Raw genomic sequence first — 24,819 nt, 5'->3', positions numbered from 1 at the left:
AACGGCCCCGTCCTCGGGGGACGGGGCCGTTCGGGCCGGCTCAGCGACGCGCCACGCCCTCGGCACGGGCCGCGGCGGCCACCGCCGCGGTCACGGCCGGGGCCACCCGCTCGTCGAACGGCGAGGGGATCACGTAGTCCGCGGCGAGGTCGTCCCCGACGACCCCGGCCAGCGCCTCGGCCGCCGCGATCTTCATTCCCTCGGTGATCCGGGACGCCCGCACCTGGAGCGCGCCCGCGAAGATGCCGGGGAAGGCCAGAACGTTGTTGATCTGGTTGGGGAAGTCCGAGCGCCCGGTCGCCACGACCGCCGCGTACTTGTGCGCGACCTCGGGGTGCACCTCGGGGTTCGGGTTGGCCATGGCGAACACGAAGGCGCCCTCGGCCATCGACGCCACGGCCTCCTCCGCGACCGTGCCGCCGGAGACGCCGATGAAGACGTCGGCGCCGGCCAGCGCGTCCTCCAGGGAACCGCTGATCCCGGCCTTGTTGGTGAACTCGGCCACCTCGCGCTTGACCTGCGTCAGGTCCGTGCGGTCGGCCGACACCACGCCCTTGCGGTCGGCGACCGCGACATCGCCGATACCGGCCCCGATCAGCATCTTGGCGATGGCGACACCGGCCGCGCCCGCGCCCGAGATGACGGCCCGCAGGTCCCCGATCGCCCGCCCGCTCAGCCGCGCCGCGTTGCGCAGCGCCGCGAGGGTCACGACCGCCGTGCCGTGCTGGTCGTCGTGGAAGACCGGGATGTCCAGACGCTCCTGGAGCCTGCGCTCGATCTCGAAGCACCGGGGGGCCGAGATGTCCTCCAGGTTCACGCCGCCGAAGGACGGCGCGAGGCGCACCACGGTCTCGATGATCTCGTCGACGTCGGTGCAGCTCAGCGCGATCGGCACCGCATCCACGCCGCCGAACTGCTTGAACAGGATCGCCTTGCCCTCCATCACCGGGAGGGAGGCTTCGGGGCCGATGTCACCGAGCCCGAGTACGGCCGTGCCGTCGGTCACGACGGCGACCACGGACGACTTCCACGTGTAGTCGTGGACCAGCTCCGGCTGCTCCGCGATGGCGGAGCACACGCGCGCGACGCCGGGCGTGTACGCCAGGGACAGGTCGTCCTTGTCGCGGACGGGCACGGTGGCCTGCACGGCCATCTTGCCGCCTCGGTGCAGCGCGAAGGCCGGATCGAAGGAATCGAGCGGCTCAGCCCCGCCGTCCTGATCCGTACCGCGGTCGCTGCGAGGATTGACGATCTCCGCTGCCACTTGGTTTTACCCCTTAAGTGTTCATGGTTTGAGGGTTGCCGCTCCTGGTGAGGAGCGGGCGGGACCGCGCACGGACCGTGAGTGATGCCTTCGGCCCTCTACGCGACGGGCGCGCCGCACACGCGCTCTGAGCCCCGGATGAGGGGTGTAAAGAACCTTCTTACCGGACGACCGGCGTCAACGACGAGTCCATAACGTCAAGGTCACATGACGGAGGCGCGGCACTTGGCCCAATATGGGGACAACTCGTCGTCGAATGCCCGACAGGGCCGCAAGTGCACTCAAACATCATGTCCCGGCAGACCGCATCCTGAGACGGGCCGAAGATCTTCCGGCCGAAAGAAGGCATTCCCGCAGATGGTCCGGCTTCGCCGAAGCCGCTCCGCGTGGTTCGGGGGTCACCCGTTATCCGATTTTGACATGGCGACGCCCCTGAATGGCGCAGCCCGAATGGCAAGATGCGGTCAATCACACGAGGTCGCAACACCCGAAGGTGTGCGTTCTCGTCGCCCCGTCGGCAGCTCCATCCATCAGCCGGAGGAACCACAATGACCGCACGCTCCACCCGTCGTACGACCGCCGCGCACTCCCGGCTAGCTGCGGTCGGTGCGATCGTGGTCACCGGCGCCCTGATCCTCACCGGCTGCGGTGACCAGACCGACAAGGGCGGCGACGGCAGCTCGAACGCCTCCTCGGCGCCGCTGGCCGGCAAGCTCCCCCAGGACATCCGCAAGGCCGGCGTGATCAAGGTCGGCTCGGACATCGCGTACCCGCCGGTCGAGTTCATGAAGGACGGCAAGGCCGTCGGTATCGACCCGGACATCGCCGAAGCCCTCACCAAGCAGCTGGGCGTGCGGTTCGATTTCCAGAATGGCAAGTTCGACCAGCTCATCGTCGGTATGCAGTCCGGCCGGTTCAACATGATCATGTCGGCGATGAACGACACGAAGAACCGCCAGGACGGCGTCGACTCCGAAACCGGCAAGAAGGCCGGAGACGGCGTCGACTTCGTCGACTACTTCACCGCCGGCACCTCGATCCTGGTCCAGAAGGGCAACCCCAAGGGCATCAAGAGCCTGGACGACCTGTGCGGCAAGGTGGTCGCCCTGCAGCGGGCCACCACCTCCGAGGGCATCGCCAAGAAGCAGAACGCCAAGTGCAAGCAGGACGGCAAGAAGGCCATCACGCTGCAGTCCTTCGACACCGACCCCGAGGCCCTGCTCCGGCTCAAGCAGGGCGCGTCCGTCGCCGACCTGAACGACTTCCCGGTCGCCGCCTACAACGCCAAGACGTCCGGCGGCGGCAGCGACTTCGAGGTCGTCGGTGACCAGATCGAGGCCGGGCCCTACGGCATCGCCGTGAGCAAGGGCAACACCCAGCTCCGCGACGCGATCCAGGCCGCCATGAATGCCATCATCAAGAACGGCGACTACCAGAAGATCCTCGAGAAGTGGAACGTCACGGACGGTGCTGTCACGGAGGCCAAGATCAACGGTGGTTCCTGAGCTCGCACAGCACTGACGACAGCGAAGGGCAGTCACCGTGACTGACATCGTGGAAAAGGTTCCCACTGCGGGGCCGCCACCGGAGCAGATCAGGGCCATACCCGTGCGCCACTACGGCCGCTGGGTGGCCGGCGCCGCCGTGATCGTGATCCTGGTACTGATCGGCGTGGCCTTCTCCAACGCGAAGATCCACTACAACACCATCCCGGACTACCTGACGGACGGCACCATCCTGTCGGGCGTCTGGCACACGCTGTACATCTCCGTGCTCGCCATGGTGCTCGGCCTGGCGCTCGGCGTGGTCCTCGCCGTGATGCGAATGTCGTCGAACCCGGTCACCAGCACGGTCGCCTGGTTCTACGTCTGGTTCTTCCGCGGCACGCCGGTCCTGGTCCAGCTGCTGCTCTGGTACAACATCTCGCTCATCTTCCCCATCCTCAACCTGGGGTTCTACAAGGACGAGATGAACCAGGTGATGACCCCGTTCCTGGCGGCCTTGCTGGGTCTGGGGCTGAACGAGGCCGCCTACATGTCGGAGATCGTCCGGGCCGGCATCCAGTCGGTCGACGAGGGGCAGACGGAGGCCGCGCAGGCGCTGGGCATGACGCGGGGCAGGACGCTGCGGCGCGTGGTCCTGCCGCAGGCGATGCGGGTGATCGTGCCGCCGACCGGCAACGAGTTCATCAACATGCTGAAGACCTCGTCGCTGGCGTACGCGGTGCAGTTCAACGAACTCATGAAGCGGTCCACGGACATCTCCAGCACGTCGCTGGCCGTGGTCGAGATGTACTTCGTCGCGTCGATCTGGTACCTGATCCTCACCAGTGTCTTCAGCGTCGGCCAGTACTACCTGGAGCGCCGCTACGCTCGCGGTTCCACCCGCAGCCTGCCGCCGACACCGCTCCAGCGGCTGAAGAAGAACCTCCGTCTGTTCGGTTCGTTCCGTCGCCCGGAGGTGGCCCGATGAGCCTGCTCGGCAAGGATGCCCTCAACAGCGGCAGCGGTGGACCAATGGTGCGGGCCGAGGGCGTGCACAAGTCCTTCGGGCTCGCCCACATCCTCAAGGGCATCGACCTGGAGGTGAACCCACGTGAGGTGTTCTGCCTCATCGGGCCGTCCGGCTCCGGCAAGTCCACCTTCCTGCGGTGCATCAACCACCTGGAGAAGATCAGCGCCGGCCGGCTGTACGTCGACGGTGAACTGGTCGGCTACCGCCAGAAGGGCGACAAGCTCTACGAGCTGAAGGAGTCGGAGGTCGCGGCGCAGCGACGGGACATCGGCATGGTGTTCCAGCGCTTCAACCTCTTCCCCCACATGACGGCGCTGGAGAACGTCATGGAGGCGCCGGTCCAGGTCAAGCGCGAGTCGAAGGCGGTGGCTCGGGAGCGGGCACAGCAGCTGCTGGACCGGGTGGGCCTCGGCGACCGGACCGGCCACTACCCCGCCCAGCTCTCCGGCGGCCAGCAGCAGCGCGTCGCCATCGCCCGCGCGCTGGCGATGCAGCCGAAGCTGATGCTCTTCGACGAGCCCACCTCGGCTCTGGACCCCGAACTCGTCGGTGAGGTACTCGACGTGATGCGGGACCTCGCCGAAGACGGCATGACCATGATCGTCGTCACCCATGAGATGGGCTTCGCCCGGGAGGTCGGCGACTCCCTGGTCTTCATGGACGACGGAGTAGTGGTCGAATCCGGCCACCCGCGCGAGGTCCTGACCAATCCGCAGCACGAGCGCACCCAGTCGTTCCTCTCCAAGGTGCTGTGACCGCCACGCGTCCGGTCCACGCCATGCACCCCGCCACACACTTCTGTGTGGCGGGGTGCATGGCGTCCGGGGCGATCATCACTGCCGCCCGGCGGCGATGAACGCCGCCTTCTCCGTGCAGAGGGGGACGCCATGAAGGCGAAGAAGAGGTTGCTGACCGCCGTACCACTGGCACTGGCGATGGTCGTCTGTGCGAACGCCCAGGCGAACGCGGTCACCAAACACTGGTCGAGTCGGACGTACAGCGACAGTTTCCAGAGTTGGTCCAAGCCGCTCGACAGGTGTGTCACGCTGATGATCACCGGCACCATGGAGTACCGCTGGTGGCTCAAGCAGCCCACGACCGGTCGCAAGGACATCTGGATCGACCAGATCAAGCTGAAGAATCCCCAGCTGAAGATGACCGTCAAGGGCAAATGCAACCGCAGTGGCGCACCGCGCGATGTGAGCAGCGTGAAGATGTCGCAGTACATCTACGACTACGGGTGCCACACCTCCACGGCCATCACCGTCAACGTACCGTTCGCCGTCGGTGTCACGCCGACCAAGAAGTGCGGCCGCATCAAGGTGGCCAAGGCGACGTCCTCGTTCCCCAAGAAGGGCCACGTCTACACCCAGAACAACACGGGCCGTCCCGTGACGTTCAACCCGAAGTCCCTGGATGCCAAGCCCTATGAGGGGCACAAGGAGATCTGCCTGCGGGCCGACGTGTCCGCCAGAGTGGTCCTGGGCAACGAGGACGACTCGTTCAGCAAGGCCCTCAAGGTCTGTGCGAAGGTCTTCAACTAGTGCCGGTCACCAACTGGTAACGGGACCGACTGGCCGACAACCGGCGCACGGCAACAGGACTCTCCACATTCAGTGACATCCGATCGCTGAAGGCGGGGGCACACCACAGTGAGGTACCGCATACTCGGACCATTGCGCGTGTGTACGGAGGCGGGGCAACCGCTGACGCTGCGGCGCCGCAAACCCCGCCTCCTGCTCGCCATGTTGTTCCTGCGCAACGGTCGCACCGTTTCCACCGTGGAACTCACCCGCGCGCTCTGGCAGGACGCGCCGCCGCCATCGGCCCGGGCCAATCTCCACGCCTACCTCTCGGCCCTGCGCAAGCAGCTGGGAGAGGGCCTGCTGACAACGGCACATGACGGCTACCGGGTCCAGATCGAGACGGACGACCTGGACTCGGACCTGTTCGGACACCTCGTCGCCGAAGCGCGCACCGCCGCTCGCACAGGCCGGTCGCAGCAGGCCGTGCGCCGCTTCACGGCAGCGCTGGACCTGTGGCGAGGCGACGTCCTGGAAGGCATGGAGCTGACGGCGTCCCTGTGTGACGAGACTGCCAGGCTTCGGGAGTTGCGTCTGGCGGCCGAGGACGAGCTGCTGGACGCGTACCTCGATGCCGGTGAACAGATGCACGTGATCGCGGAGTTCAGGAAGCTGGTGCGTGCCGAGCCGTTCCGCGAGCGCCGGTGGGGCCGGCTGATGGAGGCGCTGCACGGATCCGGCCGCGCCAAGGAGGCACTGGAGACATACCAGGAGTTGTACACCTTCCTGGACAGCGAGCTCGGGATCGAACCCGCCGCGGAGTTGCGGGCGTTGCACAGCCGGATCCTCGCTGCAGCCGGCACCGACAGGCACACGTCTCTCCCGCACCCTCGGTGGCGGGGCGCCCGGCCGTACGTCACGGTCGTCGGCCGGGACCGAGAGCGGGCCGAGCTCGCCGGACTGACGCTGGGCCACCGGCTGGTGACCGTCACGGGACCCGGCGGCTGCGGCAAGTCCACGCTGGCGCTGGACACCGCTCATATGGTGGCCGCCCGCTACACGGACGGGGTGACCGTCACCGGCCCGGCCGAGGCAGGGACGGCGCTCCCCGGGGCGCTGCCGGGCCCCGGCACCGGACGGCACGCCCTCGTCGTACTGGACGACTGCGAGCGCCTGCCTGGCTCGGCCGCTGCTGCCCGCAGGCTGCTCTCCCAGCCGGGCACCACCGTGCTGGCGGCCTCGCGGGCACCGCTGGGCATCAGCGGCGAGGTCACATGGCCGCTGGAGCCGCTGCCCGTCCCGAAGGCGGACGAGGAGACTGCCGCCACCCGGCTGTTCCTGCAGCGGGCCGCGGAGGCGGCGCCGGGTTTCCACGTCGGGGCCGGGCACAGGGCGCTGGTGTCAAGAATCTGCCGGCGCCTCGACGGCCTGCCGCTGGCCGTCGAACTGGCGGCGGAACGGCTGCGGGTCCTCTCACTCCAGGAACTCGCCGAACGGCTGGACGACAGCCTGGAGTGCCTGCTGGCCCCGGCATCCCCGCAGCACGACAGCCTCACGTCCGCCTTCGACTGGGCGCACGCCCGCCTGGGCGCCCAGGAGCAACTGCTGCTGCGCCATGCGGCGTTGCTGGAGGGAGATTTCCGCCTGGCGGACGCGGCGGAGGCGGTCTCACCGCACCTCCCTCCCGCCGGTGTACTCCAGGCACTCGCCGCGCTCGTGGAGCAGTCGTTCATCCAGTCGTGGGACACCCCAGATGGCCGCAGGTTCCGGCTGCTGGAGCCGATTCGCGCGTTCGTCGCTCAGCTCGAACCGCGAGAGCACGAGCGCGGGGACCACGGCGCGGCGCTCGGAGCCGGGACCTACTTCAGCGCCAGCAGGAGTGTGTCCGACGGCGAGCACCACACCGGGCGGGCCTCCGTGAAGCCCTGGTCGCGCAGTACGCGCGCGTGCCAGGCGGCGGACGGCATGTCCCCGTCGGCGTGTTCGCCGTAGATCTCGAAGCGGCGGGCCGTCGGTTCGGCCAGCGCCGGGTCCTTGGCGGCCAGCTGCCACCACTCGGCCCAGTCCAGGGCGCCGGCCCGCTTGGCCTGTTCCATGCGCGCGTGCCGCTGGGCGCGTTCGGCCGCGTTGATCCTGGGGGTGGTCTCGTCGATCATGTGGTCCGCGTTCATGAAGACACCACCGTCGCGGACGAGTTCCGCGACCCGGCCGTAGAGGGCGGCGAGAGGTTCGCTGTGCAGCCAGTGCAGGGCCGTGGCGGTCAGGACGGCGTCGTAGGAGTCGTACGGCAGCTTCGCCGGCCAGTCGGGGTCCTTGAGGTCCGCGGTCACGAAGGAGACCCGCTCGTCGCCGTCGAAGGTGCCGCGCGCGATGGCGAGCAGCGCCGGGTCGAGGTCGACGCCGGTGCTGGTGGCCCCGGGGAAGCGGGCGAGCAGCCGGGCGGTGATGCTGCCGGTGCCGCAGGCGAGGTCCAGGACGCGCGGGGCGGTGCCGACGAGCGCCTCGACCATGTCGAGCATGATGCGGAAGCGTTCCTCGCGGTCGGGCATGTACCACTCCTGCTGGCGGTCCCAGCTCTCCTGCCAGGCGGCCCAGTCGGCCCCCTCCGCGGTGATGCCCGTCCTCGTGTCCGTCATCGCAGCCCTCCCTGCCCACGTCACGTAATACCCTTGAAGGCCAGCCGGCTGTTACCCGACCGCTCCCTCGACCCTAGAGCGCCTCCGTAAGGACTACAAGTGGAACTGGCCTATTACTCGGATTACGCCGTACGGCTCGTCAACAGCGAGGAACCGGCCCGGGGCAAGGACACTCTGACCTCGGTCGACGCGGTGCGGGACCTGTTCGGCGCCAACGCCTCGGCGGCCCGCCGCGCCGCCGACGCCGATGTCACGCGCTTCCGCTCGGTGCGGGCCCGGCTGCGCTCGGTCTTCGAGGCCGCCGACCAGGGCGACGAGACGCTCGCGGTGGCCCTGCTGAACTCCCTGCTGCTGGAGTTCCCGGTGAGCCCGCAGATCTCGGGACACGACCACCGCGACGACGACGGCCGCCCGCTGTGGCACATGCACCTGGCGGACCACCCGTCCAACGCGACCGCCGGCTACGCGGCGATCGCGGCGATGGGGCTGGCCTTCCACCTCACGGAGTACGGCGTCGACCGCCTCGGCCTGTGCGAGGCCGCGCCGTGCCGCAACGCCTACCTGGACACCTCCACCAACCGTTCACGCCGCTACTGCTCCGACCGCTGCGCGACCCGCGCGAACGTCGCCGCCTACCGGGCCCGCAAGCGCCTGGAGGCCGACCGGTCGGTGAACACGGGCCGGGCCGCCGAGAGCGCCCAGCGCACCAGCGCCAGCGGCGAGCGCTGAGCGCGTCTGCGCGGCCGGTAGCGGAACCGCACCTTGCCCAGGACCAGGTCCTCGGGCACGGTCCCGTAGTCGGTGCTGTCCCCGCCCGCGTACGCGTTGTCGCCCAGCACCCACCAGCCGCTGTCGCGCCGCTCCGAGGCGCGCTTGACGACCAGCAGGTCCTGCTGGAACGGATGCCGCAGGACCACCACGTCACCGGGCCGGATCCGGGCGCCGTACTGCACCACGAGCCGGTCCCCGTGGTGCAGCGTGGGCACCATGGACGGCCCGGTCACCTCGGCCAGCCCGAAGGGCAGCACGGCGCCCCTGCGTTCGGTCTCCTGCGACAGCTCGGGCATCCCCGGCACCTCCCCGGTCACGTTCCTCCACCAGTCTCAGTCTCACCCCGGACTTTTGTCCTAAGCCCTAGGGGGCACTCGCGAAAACACGCCTGGCAGGGAGTAATGTCCCACCTGAGAAGACGATCACGAGGAAGGATGGCTCCATGCTTTCCCGCCTGTTTGCCCCCAAGGTCAAGGTCAGCGCACACTGCGACCTTCCCTGCGGTGTGTACGACCCGGCCCAGGCCCGCATCGAGGCGGAGTCGGTGAAGGCCGTCCAGGAGAAGATGGCCGCGAACGACGACCCGCACTTCCAGGCGCGCGCCACCGTCATCAAGGAGCAGCGCGCCGAGCTGGCCAAGCACCACGTCTCCGTGCTGTGGAGCGACTACTTCAAGCCCCCGCACTTCGAGAAGTACCCGGAGCTCCACCAGCTGGTCAACGACGCGCTGAAGGCCCTCTCCGCCGCCAAGGCCTCGACCGACCCGGCCACGGGCCAGAAGGCGCTGGACTACATCGCCCAGATCGACAAGATCTTCTGGGAGACCAAGAAGGCCTGACCTTCGATCACGTTTTTTCCGACCCGCGGTCTCCTTGACCGCAGGTCCCCCGGCCCGCACCCGGCCCGCAGAAACGCCGCACACGGCGTCCACGCGGCCCGGGTGCGGTCTTTTTCTCCCGCCCGCGTGGCCGGTGGCCGGCGTGGCATGCTGGCAAAGTGACGCCCGAGGATCTGGTGCGGCTGCGGCGGGCCCGTGACCGGATGGACCGTGAGTATGCCGAGCCGCTGGACGTGGCCGCGCTCGCGCGGACCGCGCTGATGTCGCCGGGGCACTTCCAGCGCAGTTTCCGGGCCGAGTACGGGGAGACGCCGTACGGGTACCTGATGACGCGGCGTATCGAGCGGGCGAAGGCGCTGCTCAGGCGGGGGGACATGAGCGTGACGGAGGTGTGCCTGGCGGTGGGCTGTACGTCGCTGGGCTCCTTCAGCTCGCGGTTCACCGAACTCGTCGGCGAGACCCCGAGCGCCTACCGGGCGCGGTCGCACGACGACAGCGCCGCGATCCCGGCCTGCGTGGCCCGGACCTTCACCCGCCCCAGGCGAGCGGGACCGCCGCCCGCGCCCTGAGCCGGTGAACCTTTCCGGTCACAGCACTAGCGTGAGGACATGGACCTCAAACTGCGCCAGTGCTTCATCGCCGTCGACGACCACGACAAGGCGCTCACCTTCTACCGCGACGTGCTGGGGCTGGAAGTCCGCAACGACGTCGGTTTCGAGGGGATGCGGTGGGTCACCGTGGGGTCGCCGCTGCAACCGGACGTGGAGATCGTCCTGGAGCCGCCCGCGGCGAATCCGGACGCCTCCCCCGCCGACCGGGAGGCCATGGCCCGGCTGCTGGCCAAGGGCATGCTGCGCGGGGTCATCTTCACCACCGCCGACTGCGACGCCCTCTTCGCCCGCGTCCAGGAGTACGGCGCCGACGTCGTCCAGGAGCCGATGGACCAGCCGTACGGGGTGCGCGACTGCGCCTTCCGCGATCCGGCCGGGAACATGCTGCGTTTCCTGGAGCGGTCGGAGGACGAGCGGTCCTGAGCCCGGCGGGTCCGCGGGGTCAGGGCCTGTCCCGGCCGGTGACGGGTTCGCGCCACATCGGCCACATCCGGGGGCCGTCCGGGATGTCGAGGGTGCGGTCGGCGTAGGTGAAGCCCAGGCGTTCGTAGAGCTTCGTGCTGCGCTCGCTGCTGGCCTCCAGATAGGCGGGCAGGCCCTCGCGGTCGCAGCGGTCGAGGACGTGCTGGACGAGGGCGCTGCCCAGGCCCTCCCCCTGGCGGGCCGGTGCGACGCCGATCATCCACAGGTACTCGTGGGCACGGTCCGCCGGATGCGACTCGGCCATCAGCCGGGCGATCTCCTCGACCCGCGCGTTCGCCGGGTCGACGCTCTCGCGCAGCCGCACGGCGTCGTCGCCCTCGTCCCCGCCGTCCCCGCCGTCCCCGCCGTCCGGACCGTCGTCGGCCGCCGGCATCGACAGCCACAGCGCGCACGCCGTACCGTCCTCGGTCACATCGATCCGGCCCTCGGCGAGCACGATGTCGGTGAAGGCGGCCATCAGCCGGTGGTGGGTCGTCCGGCGGTACTCCCGCTCCGGAAAGACCCAGCCGCTCACCGGGTCGTCCTGGAAGGCCTCGTCCAGCAGCCGCACGACCAGTTCCCGGTCGTCTTCCCCCGCCGCTCGGATCCCCACGCCCATCTTCCGCCCTCTCGGCTCAAGTCCCGTTCGATGTATGGGAGTTGAGCCTAAGCGAATGCGGCGGGCCCCGCACACCGTGGGGCAGTGCGGGGCCCGCCGGGGAGGTCAGCTGGTGCGTCTGGTCACGAACTCGGCCAGGGCCAGCAGGCCGCCCGCGTTCGCCGGCTCCGGTACGGCGCGGGCCAGGTCGTCCACGGCCCGGGCCATCCGGTCGGCCGCCTGGGCCTGCGCCCAGTCCCGGCCGCCGGCCCGCTCCACCACCAGCGTCATACGCTCCTCCTCCCCCGCCTGGTGGGGCCGGGCGTACAGCTCGGCCAGTTCGGCCGCGGCCGGGGTGCCGGAGGTCAGCGCGGCGACCACCGGCAGGGACTTCTTGCGGGCGGCGAGGTCGGCGCCGGCCGGTTTCCCGGTGCGGGCCGGATCGCCCCATATGCCGATCACGTCGTCGATCAGCTGGAAGGCGAGCCCCGCCTGCCGGCCGAACGCGTCCAGCGCCCCGACCTCCTCCTCCCCCGCTCCCGCGTACAGGGCGCCCACGGCACAGGCGCAGCCGAGCAGCGCGCCCGTCTTGGCCTCGGCCATGGCGAGCACCTCGGCGAGCGTGACCTCGCCGGGGGCACGCCGTTCCAGGGCGGTGTCCGCACGCTGGCCCTCGCACAGTTCGACGACGCAGGCCGCGAGCCGGGCGGCGGCGGCCGGTGACGCCGGATGCGGGTTCTCGGCGAGCAGTCCCATGGCCAGCGCCTGGAGCGCGTCCCCGGCGAGGATCGCGTCGTTCTCGCCGAACACCGTCCACGCCGTGGGCCGGTGCCGTCGGGTGACGTCCCGGTCCATCACGTCGTCGTGCAGCAACGTGAAGTTGTGGACCAGCTCCACCGCCGCCGCGGCCCGCGCCGCCACCGCCCGCGCGGGCGGCCCGCCGAGCGCGGTGGCCGCCGTGAGGACCAGTGCCGGACGGATGGCCTTGCCCCCGTTGCCCGCGGCCGGGCTGCCGTCCGCGTGCTCCCAGCCGAAGTGGTAGCGCGCGATCCGGCGCATCCAGGCGGGCAGGGAGGCGACGGCCGCCCGCAGTTCGGGCTCGACCGACGCCCGGGACCGTTCGAGGATCACCGCCGCGTCGTGCCCGTCGAGCGCTGCCGGTCCGCCCGTGCCACCGCCGGCGGCGGGCCGGACAAGGGTCTCGGCGGAGCCGGTTCCCGTCGGCCACTTGGCCCCGGCGGGGCGGGGCACGCCGGCCGGGCGCCGCGTCGTCTCCGTCATGAACTCAACCATCCGATCCGCATCCGATCCCCCGCGAAGAGACCGCGGACGGTGGCGCTTCCCGCAGCCGGAACTGGGCGCCCACCCCCCGGATGTACCCGGCCCGGCGGGCCGGGACACCGGGAGCCGGCGCGCGTGGTCAGCGCCAACGGCCGACCTCGATGTTCTCCAGGACACCCAGCGCGTCCGGCACCAGCACCGCCGCCGAGAAGTAGGCCGTCACCAGGTACTTGATGACCGCCTGCTCGTTGATGCCCATGAACCGCACGGACAGGCTCGGCTCGATCTCGTCGGGGATGCCCTTCGCGCGCAGCCCGATGACACCCTGGTCGTCCTCGCCGGTGCGCAGGGCGATGATCGAGCTGGTCCGCGCCTCGGTGACCGGGATCTTGTTGCACGGGAAGATCGGCACACCGCGCCAGGTGGGGATGCGGTTGCCGCCCATGTCGATGGTCTCCGGGACCAGGCCCCGCTTGTTCAGCTCGCGGCCGAACGCGGCGATCGCGCGCGGATGGGCGAGGAACAGCTTGGTGCCGCGCCGCCGGCTGAGCAGCTCGTCCATGTCGTCGGGGCTCGGCACGCCGTCGTGCGGGTGGATCCGCTGGTCGTACTCGCAGTTGTGGAGCAGGCCGAAGTCGCGGTTGTTGATCAGCTCGTGCTCCTGGCGCTCCTTCAACGCCTCGACGGTCAGCCGGAGTTGCTGCTCCGTCTGGTTCATCGGCTGGTTGTAGAGGTCGGCCACGCGCGAGTGCATGCGCAGAACGGTCTGCGCGATGCTCAGTTCGTACTCGCGGGGGCTGGCCTCGTAGTCGACGAAGGTGTGCGGGATGTCCGGCTCACCGCTGTGTCCGGCGGCGAGTTCGACCGCCTTCTCCCCGTACTTGTTGGCGCCCTGCTCGGGGATCGAGACCCGCTGCCGGAGGTGGGCGCGCAGCGATTCGGCACGGTCGGCGACCTGTTCGAAGTCACGGCGGGACAGCACGAGGACGGTGCACGCGGTGTCCGCGCGGGCCGTGTACTCCCAGATGGCGTCCGGGTCGAGGAGCGACTGCTCACCGAAGTACGCGCCGTTGGCGAGGACGCCGAGGACCTGGTCGTCGCCGTAGGGACCGGTGCCGACCTTCTGGACCCTGCCGTGCGCCAGCAGGTACACCTCCTCGGTCTGGCTGCCGAAGGAGGCGATCACCTGGCCCGCCTCGATCTCGCGCTGGCGGCAGCGCTGGGCGAGCTCCGAGAGCACGTCGTCGTCCTCGTAGCCCCGCAGTGCCGGCAGTTCGCCGAGTTCGGCCGGGATGACCTCGACGCGGTCGCCGGTCTTCACGAAGGTGATGCGGCCGTCGCCGACGGCGTAGGTGAGCCGCCGGTTCACCCGGTACGTGCCGCCCTGCACGTCGACCCAGGGCAGCATGCGCAGCAGCCAGCGCGAGCTGATCTCCTGCATCTGGGGAACCGACTTGGTGGTGGTGGCCAGGTTCCGCGCGGCCGCGGTGCCGAGGCTCTGCTGCGGCCGGTCCTGCTCCGTGCGGACCTCTTCGCCTACCGACATAGACAATTGCCTTCCCGCTCATGCCCGGCACGCTCGGCGCCGTGCATCGATTTGCGTGCGTCAGCCTTCCAGCACGGAGCGTGGTCGTGCTATTACCCGAAAGAGCGGGAATGGATCACCGCCGCACCGGGCAGAAATGGCGGATTCCCCTTCCGTGACCAGCGGATTCGCGGCACCCCGGCGGCCGTGCCACTGCTCGGGCCGGGCGGGGACAATGGCCGGGTGACCAGCTCCGCCGCCCCCGGCCTCGCCGCGCTGTCCCCCCGGCTGCCCTCGCCCCTCCAGGAGGTCGCCGACGACCGCTTCACCCGTCGCGGCCTGCGGCTGCTCCTCAAGCGCGACGATCTGATCCACCCGGAGCTGACCGGCAACAAGTGGCGCAAACTCGCCCCGAACCTGCGGGCCGCGGCCGGCCGGCCGGTCGTGACCTTCGGCGGCGCCTACTCCAACCACCTGCGTGCGACGGCCGCCGCGGGCCGTCTGCTGGGCCTGCCGACGGTCGGCGTGGTCCGCGGCCAGGAGCTGGCCGAGCGCCCGCTGAACCCCTCCCTGGCGCGTTGCGTGGCCGACGGGATGCGGCTGCACTTCGTCGACCGGTCGACGTACCGCCGCAAGGCCGAACCCGAGACGCTGGCGGCCCTGCTGCGCGCCGCGGGCGCCGAGGAGGCCCATGTGGTCCCCGAGGGCGGCAGCAACGCCCTGGCGGTACGCGGCTGCCGGGCGCTGGGCGAGGAACTGGGCGAGCACGCGGACGTCGTCGCCCTGGCCTGCGGCACCGGCGGCACCCTGGCCGGCCTGGCCGCCGGGCTCGCACCCGGTCGGCGCGCCCTGGGCATACCGGTCCTCAGGGGCGGCTTCCTGGTCGCGGACATCGAGAGCCTCCAGGAGCGGGCCTTCGGCGCCCGCCGGGGCACGTGGTCGCTCGACGAGCGCTTCCACTTCGGCGGCTACGCCCGTGTTCCGGCCGAACTCGACGCCTTCGCCGAGGACTTCACCGCCCGGCACGGCGTCCCCGTCGAGCGCCTCTATGTGGCCAAGCTGCTGTACGGCCTGGTCGTCCTGGCCGGCGAGGGCGCCTTCCCGCGCGGGACGACCATCGCCGCGGTCGTCACAGGCAGGCCCTTCCCGGCATCACCCGCCTGAGCCGCGCGTCAACCGGGCGCCGCCACCCGGCCATCACGCCCGCCACCGTCCGAACCATCCCGCCACCACACCCGCACCCGTCCAAACCACTCCGCCACCACACCCCGCACCCCGCACCCCGCACCCCACACCCCGCACCCCGCACCCGGCACCCGGCACCCGCCTGAGCCGCCCCCCGCACCCCGCACCCGGCACCCGGCACCCGGCACCCGCCTGAGCCGCCCCCGGGACCCTCACGCCCCGACCCGACACCAGGGCGCCGTCAGCCGTCACCCGGCCTCCGGAAGGCCCTACCCCGCCCTCACCACACCACCCGGCAACCCGGACGCCCCACGCGGCCTCTCGTCCCGGAGGCCCCGCCCGCCCCCTCACGCCGCCTCCCGGTAGGCGGCCGCCTCCTCCAGGTCCAGCCTGCGCAGCAGGGTGCGCAGCATCTCGTCGTCGATGTAGCGGCCGTCCCGCAGGCGTACGAAGACCTCGCGCTCGGCGCTGATCACGTCCCGGGACAGCCGGCGGTAGGTGTCGTCGACCGACTCGCCGGTGACCGGGTTGACCTGACCGAGCCGCTCCCAGACGGAGTTGCGGCGGCGCTCCAGGACCGTGCGGAGCCGGTCGGCGAGCGGCGGGGGCAGGGCGTTGCGCTCGTCGGCCAGGAGTTCGTCCAGGCGCCGCTCGGCGGCCAGGGACGCCTGCGCCTGCGCGTTCGCCTCGGCCAGGGTCTCCGCCCGTACGTCGCGGCCGGGGAACCGCAGCACGCGGATCAGCGGCGGCAGCGTCAGTCCCTGCACCACCAGGGTCCCGATGACCGTCGTGAAGGTCAGGAACAGCAGCAGGTTGCGCTTCGGGAAGGGCGTGCCGTCGTGCAGCGCGACCGGGATCGAGAACGCGATGGCCAGGGACACCACGCCCCGCATCCCGGCCCACGCGGTGACCATCGCGCCCCTCCAGGTGGGGTTCTCCTCGCGCTCCCGGACACGCCGGGACAGCAGCCGGGGCAGGAACGTTGCCGGGTACACCCATACGAACCGGGTGACGACGACCACCAGGAAGACGGCGACCGCGTACCAGGCGGCCTCGGGCCCGGAGTACGCCCCGAGGCCCTTGAGGACGACCGGCAGCTGAAGTCCGATGAGGGCGAACACCGACGACTCCAGGACGAACGCCACCATCCGCCACACCGCGTCCTCCTGGAGCCGGGTGGCGAAGTCGACCTCCCACGCGCGGTGGCCGAGGTAGAGGGCGACGGTGACGACGGCCAGGACGCCGGAGGCGTGCACCTGCTCGGCGACGCCGTAGGCGACGAAGGGGATCAGCAGGGAGAGCGTGTTCTGCAGCAGCGCCTCCTTCAGGTGGGTGCGCAGCCAGTGCAGCGGCGCCATCAGCACCAGCCCGATCCCGACGCCGCCGATCGCCGCGACCAGGAACTCGCTCACGCCCCCGGCCCAGGTCGCGCCCTCGCCGACCGCGGCGGCCAGCGCCACCCGGTAGGCGGTGATCGCGGTGGCGTCGTTGAGCAGGGACTCGCCCTGGAGGATCGTGGTGATCCGTGAGGGCAGCCCGACCCGGCGAGCCACCGCCGTCGCCGCGACCGCGTCCGGCGGCGCCACCACCGCGCCCAGCACCAGCGCCGCGGTCAGCGGCAGTCCCGGCACGAGCAGGTACACGGCCCAGCCGACCACGAAGGTCGCGAACAGCACGTACCCGACGGAGAGCAGCGCCACGGGCCGCAGTTGCGCGCGCAGGTCGAGGTAGGAGCTGTCGATGGCGGAGGTGTACAGCAGCGGCGGCAGCAGCAGGGGCAGGACCACACCGGGGTCGAGGGCGTAGGCGGGGACCCCGGGGAGGTAGGAGACCACCAGTCCGACCGCGACCAGCAGCAGGGGCGCCGGCACGGGGGTGCGCCGGGCGGCCCCGGCCACCACGGCACTTCCCGCCACCAGGAACAGCAGCGGCACTACGTCCATGCTCCTCGCCCACCCATCGTTCGTCGCCCGTCCGCTTTCCGCGCGGTCACCCGCACGCCCGTCGTAATCTGGCAATCATGAAACAGTGCACGCACGCCGGCACGCTGCCGCATCCGGAGCCCGACCCCGAGAGCGAGACGTGTCCGGAGTGCCTGGCGGAGGGCACGCATCCGGTGCAGTTGCGGCTGTGCCTGTCCTGTGGCCACGTCGGATGCTGCGACTCGTCGCCGGGACAGCATGCGACCAAGCACCACAAGGACACCGGACACCCGGTGATGCGGACCTTCGAACCCGGCGAGGACTGGCGTTGGTGCTTCGTGGACCACGTACTGGTGTGACCGGAATCGGGGACGGTTCGACCGTCTGACGTCTGGGTACGTCAACCCGGCGCCCGCCGTTCCCATTTGGGCCCGCAGAACCCCTAGCCACGGAGCGTATCCGTAGCTTTACTATGAGTGACAGCAATCGGGTTGGGGCCCCGGGACAGGAAGGCCGGGCGCGCGGTAGCGTCACCGCTGAACCATGTATCGCGTTGTCCCGGGGGGATGCCCCCGGCCCTGAGAGAGCTTGTACCACCTTGGAGGTGAGGGTGTCCCAGATCGCAGGCGAGCCCGCGGCGAACCAGGACTTCGTGGAGGTCCGGCTGCCGGCTGCGGGTGCCTACCTGTCGGTGCTGCGGACGGCCACGGCCGGTCTCGCGGCCCGTTTGGACTTCACCCTCGACGAGATCGAGGACCTGCGCATCGCGGTGGACGAGGCCTGCGCGATCCTGCTCCAGCAGGCCGTGCCCGGCTCGGTGCTCAGTTGTGTCTTCCGGCTGGTCGACGACTCGCTCGAGGTCACCGTCTCGGCCCCGACGACGGACGGTCACGCGCCTTCGCGGGACACGTTCGCCTGGACCGTCCTGTCCGCCCTCGCGGGCAAGGTCTCCTCTGCCGTGGACGACGACAGGACCGTGTCGATCAGCCTCTACAAACAGCGCGGCGCGGGACCCGGGCCGGCGTGAGGAACGGGGACGGGCCGGTGCGGGACGAAGAGCGCGGCACACGGGAGATGCCGGCCGAGGGCGGGACTCCCGCGCGCGCGGACGGGACCGGAGCCCCGGGCGGTGCAGCCCGGGGCGGTCCGGCCGCGGCCCGGCGCGCGGCGGACGGTATCGACGGCATCCCCGAGCAGGCCAGGCCGCACCCGGAGGACGAGCCGCTGGTCGCCGGCCACGGCGGTCCTCCCCCTCACGGGGACTCCCCCTGTCCGAGCGAAGGCGAGACCGGTGAGACCGGTGAGACCGGTGAGACCGGTGAGACCGGCGACAGCGCGGGGAAGGAGGCGAGGGCTCGGGGAAGGGCAACGGGCGGGACGATGAGCGAGCACGAGCGAAACTCCGAGGACGGGGCGCGGGCCGCTCCGATCGTGCGCAACGCGCGACACGACCCTCAGGACCGCAGCGGCGCGCGTGCCATGTTCGTCGAACTGCGCTCCCTGAAGGAGGGCAGCCCGCAGTACGCCGAGCTGCGCAATCAGCTGGTCCGCATGCACCTGCCGCTCGTGGAGCACCTCGCGCGCCGCTTCCGCAACCGCGGCGAGCCGCTGGACGACCTCACCCAGGTCGCCACCATCGGTCTGATCAAGTCCGTCGACCGCTTCGACCCGGACCGCGGCGTGGAGTTCTCCACGTACGCGACGCCGACGGTCGTCGGCGAGATCAAGCGGCACTTCCGGGACAAGGGCTGGGCGGTGCGCGTGCCGCGCCGGCTCCAGGAGCTGCGCCTGGCGCTGACCACCGCGACGGCCGAGCTGTCCCAGCTGCACGGCCGCTCCCCGACGGTGCACGAGCTCGCCGAGAAGCTCGCCATCTCCGAGGAGGAGGTCCTGGAGGGCCTGGAGTCGGCCAACGCCTACTCCACGCTGTCGCTGGACGTCCCCGACACGGACGACGAGTCCCCCGCGGTCGCGGACACCCTCGGCGCCGAGGACGAGGCGCTGGAGGGCGTGGAGTACCGGGAGTCGCTGAAGCCGCTGCTGGAGGATCTCCCGCCGCGCGAGAAGCGGATCCTGCTGCTGCGCTTCTTCGGCAACATGACCCAGTCGCAGATCGCGCAGGAGGTCGGCATCTCGCAGATGCACGTCTCCCGGCTGCTGGCCCGCACACTGGCCCAGCTGCGGGAGAAGCTGCTGGTGGAGGAGTAGCGGAAGAGCCGCGAGGACCGCGGGGACCGGGACGGCCGGGGCGGAGGCCGGCCGCAGGGCTATCGCTGCCCGGTCTCCTCGGCCCGGCCCGGGCCCTTGATGCCGAGGGCCCTGGTCGTCTCCGGGTTCACGAGCAGCACCAGCGACGCCACGGCGACCGCGGCGAGCGCGACGCCGGCCGGGATGGCCACGCCGTCGGCCCGCAGCAGGGTGTAGGCGACGGGCAGCGCCATGATCTGCGTGATGACCGCCGGTCCCCGGCTCCAGCTGCGGCGCAGCAGCAGTCCGCGGGCGGCGAGCAGCGGCAGCAGCGCGAGCACGATCACCGTGATGCCGCCGGTGACTCCGGTCTGCCGGTCGCCCTCGTGTCCGGTGATGCCCGCGACGAGCAGCCAGATCCCGCCGGCCACCAGCACGAGCCCTTCCAGCGCGGCAAGCGCCGCCGCGTACGTCAGCCGCCGCGGGCGCGGACCCGCCGTGTCCGGGGCGTCCGTGCCGTCCGTGGTCCTGGGGGTGGGGTTGCGGTCACTGCTCACCCCAGCAGCGTAGCCCTCGCGGCACGGACCACCGTGTGCAGGCTCACGTCCCTGCCTCTTACCGGATCCCTACCTCGGGGTGGGGCCGGTACTGTCCGGTAGGTACGCTGCACCTCATGCGTGCACTACTCGTGGTCAACCCGGCGGCAACCACCACAAGCGCACGTACGCGCGACGTCCTGATCCACGCGCTCGCCAGCGAGATGAAGCTGGAAGCGGTCACCACCGAGTACCGCGGCCACGCCCGCGATCTGGGCCGGCAGGCCGCGGACAGCGACGACATCGACATGGTGGTGGCCCTCGGCGGCGACGGCACGGTCAACGAGGTCGTCAACGGCCTGCTGCACCGCGGCCCGGATCCCGAGCGCCTGCCGCGCCTGGCGGTGGTGCCCGGCGGTTCCACCAACGTCTTCGCCCGCGCCCTGGGCCTGCCCAACGACGCCGTGGAGGCCACCGGCGCGATCCTGGACGCCCTGCGCCGGGGCGGCGAGCGCACGGTCGGGCTGGGGCTGGCCTCGGGCACGCCCGGCACCGACGACGCGGCGGTGCCGGAGCGCTGGTTCACCTTCAACGCCGGGCTCGGCTTCGACGCCGGCGTGGTCGGCCGGGTGGAACAGCAGCGCGAGCGCGGCAAGAAGTCCACGCACGCCCTGTACGTACGGCAGGTGGTCCGCCAGTTCCTCGGGGAGCCGAGCCGCCGGCACGGGACGATCACCCTGGAGCGGCCCGGGGAGGACCCGCTCACCGAGCTGGTGGTGGCGATAGTCTCGAACACCTCGCCGTGGACGTATCTCGGCAATCGTCCGATGTACACGTCGCCTAAGGCCTCGTTCGATACCGGGCTCGACGTGCTCGGTCTCAGCCGCCTGTCCACCGCCGCGGTTGCCCGGTATGGCACCCAGTTGCTCACTTCGTCCCCCGAGCGCGGCCCCTATGGCAGGCATGCGGCCTCCCTGCACGATCTGAGCCGCTTCACCTTGCATTCGAAGGTGCCGCTCCCCCTCCAGATGGACGGTGACCACCTGGGGCTCCGTAGAAGCGTGACGTTCACAGGCGTACGCCGTGCACTGCGTGTGATTGTGTGAGTAGAAGGGCCCAAAGTCCTTTCACTCGAACGTTTAGGCCAGGATCCACCCCATGGAAGTACGGCTGTGACCTAGTCGACACCGAGGAATCAAAAAAAACTTTCCGGAAGGGGTTGTATCCGCCGCTGAGGTTTGCGAGTCTCTACGTGGCGATCGGGGCGGCCCACCACACGGGCCCCAGAGATCACCGGAACCCCTCTCCAAATCACAGGACCACGCCAGGGAACCTGGCAGTCGGCCCTTCCCTTGTTGAGGGATTCGTGAAAGCGTTCACATTCACAAGCAACCGTACGTAACACCAAGAGAGGTAGCAGCCATGGACTGGCGTCACAACGCCGTTTGCCGCGAGGAAGACCCCGAGCTGTTCTTCCCCATCGGCAACACCGGTCCTGCGCTGCTGCAGATCGAGGAAGCCAAGGCCGTCTGCCGTCGCTGCCCGGTTATGGAGCAGTGCCTGCAGTGGGCGCTCGAGTCCGGTCAGGACTCCGGCGTCTGGGGTGGTCTCAGCGAGGACGAGCGCCGCGCGATGAAGCGCCGCGCCGCCCGCAACCGGGCTCGTCAGGCCTCCGCCTGACCACAGCCACCCCGCTGACAGCCTGAGCTTGGCGGCGCGTACAGCGAGTACGCATCTCCCGCCCCCGAGCCGCAGCGCGCAGTACCCCCGATGCGCACACAAGCCGCAACGAGCGACTGGCCTCGGACCGATTTCGGTCCGAGGCTCTTTGCTGTGCGGGCTACTTGTGCGCTTGCACGGGAATGTCGAGGATCACCCGGGTGCCGCGCTCCGGGGCCGGCACCATGTCGAAGGTGCCACCCAACTCCCCCTCGACCAGGGTCCGTACGATCTGGAGGCCGAGGTTGCCGGAGCTGTGCGGGTCGAAGCCGTCGGGCAGACCCACGCCGTCGTCCTGGACGGTGACGAGCAGTCGGGCCTCGCGCGAGGTGCCGCCGCGGACCGCGGAGACCTCCACCGTCCCCGTCTCGCCCTCGCCGAAGCCGTGTTCCAGGGCGTTCTGCAGAACCTCGGTCAGCACCATCGACAGCGGGGTGGCGACCTCGGCGTCCAGGATCCCGAAGCGGCCGCTGCGCCGCCCGGTCACCTTGCCCGGGGAGATCTCGGCGACCATCGCCAGCACCCGGTCGGCGATCTCGTCGAACTCCACGCGCTCGTCCAGGTTCTGGGACAGCGTCTCGTGCACGATGGCGATCGAGCCGACCCGGCGGACCGCCTCCTCCAGGGCCTCCCGGCCGCGCTCCGACTCGATGCGCCGGGCCTGAAGCCTGAGCAGGGCCGCCACCGTCTGGAGGTTGTTCTTGACCCGGTGGTGGATCTCCCGGATGGTGGCGTCCTTGGTGATCAACTCCCGCTCGCGTCGGCGCAGTTCGGTCACATCCCGGAGCAGTACCAGCGAACCTATGCGCGTGCCCTTGGGTTTGAGCGGGATCGCCCGGAACTGGATCACCCCGTCGTGGGCCTCGATCTCGAACTCCCGGGGCGCCCAGCCGCTCGCCAGCTTCACCAGCGCCTCGTCCACCGGGGCCCGGGAGGGGGCGAGCTCGGCGGTGGTTTCGCCCAGGTGATGGCCGACGAGGTCGGCGGCGAGGCCGAGGCGGTGGTACGCGGAGAGCGCGTTGGGCGAGGCGTACTGGACGATGCCGTCCGCGTCCAGCCGGATCAGGCCGTCGCCGACCCGCGGCGAGGCGTCCATGTCGACCTGCTGGTCCGGGAACGGGAACGAACCGGCCGCGATCATCTGCGCCAGGTCCGAGGCGCTCTGCAGATACGTCAGCTCCAGCCGGCTCGGGGTGCGCACGGTCAGCAGGTTGGTGTTGCGCGCGATGACGCCGAGGACGCGCCCCTCCCGCCGCACCGGGATGGACTCGACGCGGACCGGGACCTCCTCGCGCCACTCGGGGTCGCCCTCCCGCACGATCCGGCCCTCGTCGAGGGCGGCGTCCAGCATCGGGCGGCGGCCGCGCGGGACGAGGTGGCCGACCATGTCGTTCTGGTAGGAGGTGGGTCCGGTGTTGGGCCGCATCTGGGCGACCGAGACGTACCGGGTGCCGTCCAGGGTGGGGACCCACAGGACGAGGTCGGCGAAGGAGAGGTCGGAGAGCAGCTGCCACTCCGAGACCAGCATGTGCAGCCACTCGAGATCGGAGTCGTCGAGCGCGGTGTGCTGGCGTACGAGTTCGTTCATGGAGGGCACGTCTGCGAGCGTACCCGGGCGTTTGTACGGTCCTGAAATAGGCGGAGGCGCGGGGCCCCGGAGACACCCGCGGGCCGCGGCGCCTGAGAGGGACCCTCAACCCTCCCGGCACCGCAGCCCGGAGCAGTATCGGCCGTGGGCGTGCGGTCCCGGTCGGCCGAAGGATGAGGAACCGGGGCAGTCAGGGCAGAGAGCTCCGGGTCCTCGGTCCGCCTTCCTGTGCGGGGAAGACGGAGGCTCGTGCGTTCACCTGTCGTGCGCGGACGGTGCCGCGCGCGTGCGCTCTTCGAGACGTCTCACAGCATTCTGGACTAGACCACTTGCCCTGTCCATGTGCGGGACGGCGGTTGTTGTGTTTTCTTCACCGAACGACCGGTCGGAACGGAGCCGGGCCGGTGTGCGGACCGGATCTCCCGGCGCGCTCCCCGCAGCCTAGCCCGCCCGGCTCGGCGGCGGGGCCGGATGGCGGGGTGGATTTCCGTGAGCGCCTCGCCTTCCCCCGGCTTCCCCCGGCTCACGCCGTCGCACGCCGGTCGCGATCCGCCCCGGGCGACCGCCCCCGCCCCTTCGGGCACGCGGGCGGAGGAGCACGGCACGGGCGGGCTCGACTCTGTTAGATTGGGCTTGGATTGGTCTAAACCACACGACCCCCGTTGTCGGGTCCGTCCCCTTCAGATCCTCCTCAGATCGGCAGGCCCAGCGTGGAAGTTGTCATCGTTCCGGATGCCAGAGCGGGCGGCGAACTCATCGCCGAGGCGATGGCGTGGCTGCTCCGGCGCAAGCCCGACGCCCTGCTCGGCGTGGCCACGGGCTCCACTCCCCTGCCCGTGTACGAGGCGCTGGCGGCCAAGGTGCGCTCCGGCGCCGCGGACATCTCGCGGGTGCGGATCGCCCAGCTCGACGAGTACGTGGGGCTGCCCGCCGACCACCCCGAGTCCTACCGCTCGGTGCTGCGCCGGGAGGTGCTGGAGCCCCTCGGCATCGGCATGGACGCCTTCCTCGGGCCCGACGGCACCGCCGAGGACGTCCGGTCGGCCTGTGCGGCCTACGACCGGGCCCTGGCCGAGGCCGGCGGTGTCGACCTGCAACTGCTCGGGATCGGGACCGACGGGCACATCGGGTTCAACGAGCCGTGCTCGTCGCTCGCCTCGCGCACCCGGATCAAGACCCTGACCGAGCAGACCCGCGCCGACAACGCGCGCTTCTTCGACGGCGACGTCGACCAGGTGCCGCACCACGTCATCACGCAGGGCATCGGGACGATCCTGGAGGCGCGGCACCTGGTGCTGCTGGCGACGGGTGAGGGCAAGGCGGACGCGGTCGCGGCGACCGTCGAGGGCCCGCTGGCCGCCGTCTGCCCCGCCTCGGCACTCCAGCTCCACCCGCACGCGACGGTCGTCGTCGACGAGGCCGCCGCGTCCAAGCTGAAGCTCGCCGACTACTTCCGCCACGCCTACACCAACAAGCCGGACTGGCAGGGCATTTAGCCACTCGCGCGGCCCCATGCACGGCGACGCCGGGCCCCCCCCCGCGGGGGGGGGGGGGGGGGGGGGGGGCCCCCCCGGGGGGGGGGGGGGGGGGGGCCCCCCCCCCCCCCCCGCGAGGTCAGGCGCCGGCCGGAGTGCCCGTCACCTTCAGGTGGCGGACGCG

At 70.8% G+C, this 24,819-nt stretch carries 24 protein-coding genes and 1 pseudogene; 16 read left to right on the top strand and 9 right to left on the bottom strand.

Annotation, left to right across the window (positions count from 1 at the left end; genetic code table 11):
• Window positions 1–40 precede the first annotated feature (40 nt).
• Window positions 41–1,264 (bottom strand): NADP-dependent malic enzyme, encoded by a 1,224-nt coding sequence (locus ACIQMV_RS06335; protein WP_402591532.1) that lies wholly within the window; start codon window positions 1,262–1,264, stop codon window positions 41–43.
• 548 nt (window positions 1,265–1,812) lie between these two features.
• Between ACIQMV_RS06335 and ACIQMV_RS06330 the strand changes: the two genes are divergently transcribed.
• From ACIQMV_RS06330 to ACIQMV_RS06310, 5 genes and pseudogenes are all read left to right on the top strand, one after another.
• Window positions 1,813–2,769 (top strand): ABC transporter substrate-binding protein, encoded by a 957-nt coding sequence (locus ACIQMV_RS06330; RefSeq protein ID WP_402591530.1) that lies wholly within the window; start codon window positions 1,813–1,815, stop codon window positions 2,767–2,769.
• A 37-nt stretch (window positions 2,770–2,806) separates the two neighbouring features.
• Window positions 2,807–3,736: an amino acid ABC transporter permease gene (locus tag ACIQMV_RS06325; protein WP_402591528.1), complete on the top strand. Its 930-nt coding sequence runs from the start codon at window positions 2,807–2,809 to the stop codon at window positions 3,734–3,736.
• A complete protein-coding gene (locus tag ACIQMV_RS06320) occupies window positions 3,733–4,533 on the top strand; it encodes an amino acid ABC transporter ATP-binding protein (RefSeq protein ID WP_402591526.1) in 801 nt (266 codons plus the stop codon). Before ACIQMV_RS06325 ends, ACIQMV_RS06320 begins: the two co-directional genes overlap by 4 nt.
• Before the next feature lie 132 nt (window positions 4,534–4,665).
• Entirely contained in the window at window positions 4,666–5,322 is a 657-nt protein-coding gene (locus ACIQMV_RS06315; RefSeq protein WP_401778328.1) for a hypothetical protein, read from the top strand.
• 108 nt (window positions 5,323–5,430) lie between these two features.
• Window positions 5,431–6,138, top strand: a pseudogene (locus ACIQMV_RS06310) (BTAD domain-containing putative transcriptional regulator); the annotation flags it as partial.
• 1,022 nt (window positions 6,139–7,160) lie between these two features.
• Here the strand turns inward: ACIQMV_RS06310 and ACIQMV_RS06305 are convergent.
• Window positions 7,161–7,937 carry a class I SAM-dependent methyltransferase gene (locus tag ACIQMV_RS06305; RefSeq protein WP_402591524.1) on the bottom strand — a complete coding sequence of 259 codons (777 nt, stop codon included), beginning with the start codon at window positions 7,935–7,937 and terminating at the stop codon, window positions 7,161–7,163.
• A 99-nt stretch (window positions 7,938–8,036) separates the two neighbouring features.
• Here ACIQMV_RS06305 and ACIQMV_RS06300 point away from each other — a divergent pair, with 99 nt between their 5' ends.
• Complete coding sequence (locus ACIQMV_RS06300; RefSeq protein WP_402591522.1) at window positions 8,037–8,666, top strand: CGNR zinc finger domain-containing protein; 630 nt, start codon at window positions 8,037–8,039, stop codon at window positions 8,664–8,666.
• Here ACIQMV_RS06300 and sodX read toward each other — a convergent pair.
• The gene (gene sodX / locus ACIQMV_RS06295) at window positions 8,570–9,004 is read right to left on the bottom strand and encodes a nickel-type superoxide dismutase maturation protease (RefSeq protein WP_141358481.1); all 435 of its coding nucleotides are present in this window, start codon (window positions 9,002–9,004) and stop codon (window positions 8,570–8,572) included. The genes ACIQMV_RS06300 and sodX overlap by 97 nt on opposite strands.
• A 146-nt stretch (window positions 9,005–9,150) precedes the next feature.
• Here sodX and sodN point away from each other — a divergent pair, with 146 nt between their 5' ends.
• From sodN to ACIQMV_RS06280, 3 genes are all read left to right on the top strand, one after another.
• Window positions 9,151–9,546: a superoxide dismutase, Ni gene (gene sodN / locus ACIQMV_RS06290; protein WP_020123534.1), complete on the top strand. Its 396-nt coding sequence runs from the start codon at window positions 9,151–9,153 to the stop codon at window positions 9,544–9,546.
• A gap of 158 nt (window positions 9,547–9,704) precedes the next feature.
• The gene (locus ACIQMV_RS06285) at window positions 9,705–10,115 is read left to right on the top strand and encodes a helix-turn-helix transcriptional regulator (protein ID WP_401778319.1); all 411 of its coding nucleotides are present in this window, start codon (window positions 9,705–9,707) and stop codon (window positions 10,113–10,115) included.
• A 39-nt stretch (window positions 10,116–10,154) separates the two neighbouring features.
• Window positions 10,155–10,580: a VOC family protein gene (locus ACIQMV_RS06280; RefSeq protein WP_141358485.1), complete on the top strand. Its 426-nt coding sequence runs from the start codon at window positions 10,155–10,157 to the stop codon at window positions 10,578–10,580.
• Between the two features lie 19 nt (window positions 10,581–10,599).
• On the opposite strand, the gene ACIQMV_RS06275 is transcribed toward ACIQMV_RS06280, so the two are convergent.
• The 3 genes from ACIQMV_RS06275 to ACIQMV_RS06265 all read right to left on the bottom strand — a co-directional run bounded on the left by ACIQMV_RS06275 (window position 10,600) and on the right by ACIQMV_RS06265 (window position 14,044).
• A complete protein-coding gene (locus ACIQMV_RS06275) occupies window positions 10,600–11,238 on the bottom strand; it encodes a GNAT family N-acetyltransferase (RefSeq protein WP_402591519.1) in 639 nt (212 codons plus the stop codon).
• Window positions 11,239–11,343: 105 nt separating this feature from the next.
• Window positions 11,344–12,510: a family 2 encapsulin nanocompartment cargo protein polyprenyl transferase gene (locus tag ACIQMV_RS06270; protein WP_141358489.1), complete on the bottom strand. Its 1,167-nt coding sequence runs from the start codon at window positions 12,508–12,510 to the stop codon at window positions 11,344–11,346.
• A gap of 127 nt (window positions 12,511–12,637) precedes the next feature.
• Window positions 12,638–14,044 carry a family 2B encapsulin nanocompartment shell protein gene (locus tag ACIQMV_RS06265; RefSeq protein ID WP_141358491.1) on the bottom strand — a complete coding sequence of 469 codons (1,407 nt, stop codon included), beginning with the start codon at window positions 14,042–14,044 and terminating at the stop codon, window positions 12,638–12,640.
• A 222-nt stretch (window positions 14,045–14,266) separates the two neighbouring features.
• Here ACIQMV_RS06265 and ACIQMV_RS06260 point away from each other — a divergent pair, with 222 nt between their 5' ends.
• A complete protein-coding gene (locus tag ACIQMV_RS06260) occupies window positions 14,267–15,187 on the top strand; it encodes a 1-aminocyclopropane-1-carboxylate deaminase/D-cysteine desulfhydrase (RefSeq protein ID WP_402591516.1) in 921 nt (306 codons plus the stop codon).
• A gap of 368 nt (window positions 15,188–15,555) precedes the next feature.
• Here ACIQMV_RS06260 and ACIQMV_RS06255 read toward each other — a convergent pair whose 3' ends face one another.
• Entirely contained in the window at window positions 15,556–17,151 is a 1,596-nt protein-coding gene (locus tag ACIQMV_RS06255) for a Na+/H+ antiporter (protein WP_141358495.1), read from the bottom strand.
• A gap of 77 nt (window positions 17,152–17,228) precedes the next feature.
• Here ACIQMV_RS06255 and ACIQMV_RS06250 point away from each other — a divergent pair, with 77 nt between their 5' ends.
• From ACIQMV_RS06250 to ACIQMV_RS06240, 3 genes are all read left to right on the top strand, one after another.
• A complete protein-coding gene (locus ACIQMV_RS06250) occupies window positions 17,229–17,489 on the top strand; it encodes a UBP-type zinc finger domain-containing protein (RefSeq protein ID WP_402591514.1) in 261 nt (86 codons plus the stop codon).
• A 251-nt stretch (window positions 17,490–17,740) separates the two neighbouring features.
• On the top strand, window positions 17,741–18,157 hold the full coding sequence (locus ACIQMV_RS06245; RefSeq protein WP_141358499.1) for an anti-sigma regulatory factor: 417 nt from the start codon (window positions 17,741–17,743) through the stop codon (window positions 18,155–18,157).
• Window positions 18,154–19,338 carry an RNA polymerase sigma factor SigF gene (locus ACIQMV_RS06240; RefSeq protein ID WP_402591512.1) on the top strand — a complete coding sequence of 395 codons (1,185 nt, stop codon included), beginning with the start codon at window positions 18,154–18,156 and terminating at the stop codon, window positions 19,336–19,338. The genes ACIQMV_RS06245 and ACIQMV_RS06240 overlap by 4 nt, the downstream gene beginning before the upstream one ends.
• A gap of 59 nt (window positions 19,339–19,397) precedes the next feature.
• Here ACIQMV_RS06240 and ACIQMV_RS06235 read toward each other — a convergent pair whose 3' ends face one another.
• Window positions 19,398–19,874 carry a hypothetical protein gene (locus tag ACIQMV_RS06235; RefSeq protein ID WP_402591510.1) on the bottom strand — a complete coding sequence of 159 codons (477 nt, stop codon included), beginning with the start codon at window positions 19,872–19,874 and terminating at the stop codon, window positions 19,398–19,400.
• A gap of 116 nt (window positions 19,875–19,990) precedes the next feature.
• Between ACIQMV_RS06235 and ACIQMV_RS06230 the strand changes: the two genes are divergently transcribed.
• Window positions 19,991–20,959 (top strand): diacylglycerol/lipid kinase family protein, encoded by a 969-nt coding sequence (locus tag ACIQMV_RS06230; protein ID WP_402591508.1) that lies wholly within the window; start codon window positions 19,991–19,993, stop codon window positions 20,957–20,959.
• A 316-nt stretch (window positions 20,960–21,275) separates the two neighbouring features.
• Window positions 21,276–21,533 carry a WhiB family transcriptional regulator gene (locus ACIQMV_RS06225; protein ID WP_016639615.1) on the top strand — a complete coding sequence of 86 codons (258 nt, stop codon included), beginning with the start codon at window positions 21,276–21,278 and terminating at the stop codon, window positions 21,531–21,533.
• 160 nt (window positions 21,534–21,693) lie between these two features.
• Here ACIQMV_RS06225 and ACIQMV_RS06220 read toward each other — a convergent pair whose 3' ends face one another.
• Window positions 21,694–23,160, bottom strand: a complete 1,467-nt coding sequence (locus tag ACIQMV_RS06220) for a sensor histidine kinase (protein WP_141366262.1) — start codon at window positions 23,158–23,160, stop codon at window positions 21,694–21,696.
• Window positions 23,161–23,870: 710 nt separating this feature from the next.
• On the opposite strand from ACIQMV_RS06220, the gene nagB reads away from it, so the two are divergent.
• Entirely contained in the window at window positions 23,871–24,656 is a 786-nt protein-coding gene (nagB, locus tag ACIQMV_RS06215; protein ID WP_402591506.1) for a glucosamine-6-phosphate deaminase, read from the top strand.
• Window positions 24,657–24,819: the final 163 nt, after the last annotated feature.

This window comes from Streptomyces sp. NPDC091412 (assembly GCF_044756885.1).
Lineage (GTDB): Bacteria > Actinomycetota > Actinomycetes > Streptomycetales > Streptomycetaceae > Streptomyces.
Note: the sequence above shows the minus strand (reverse complement) of the source record. Positions and strands in the feature narration are given on the sequence as shown.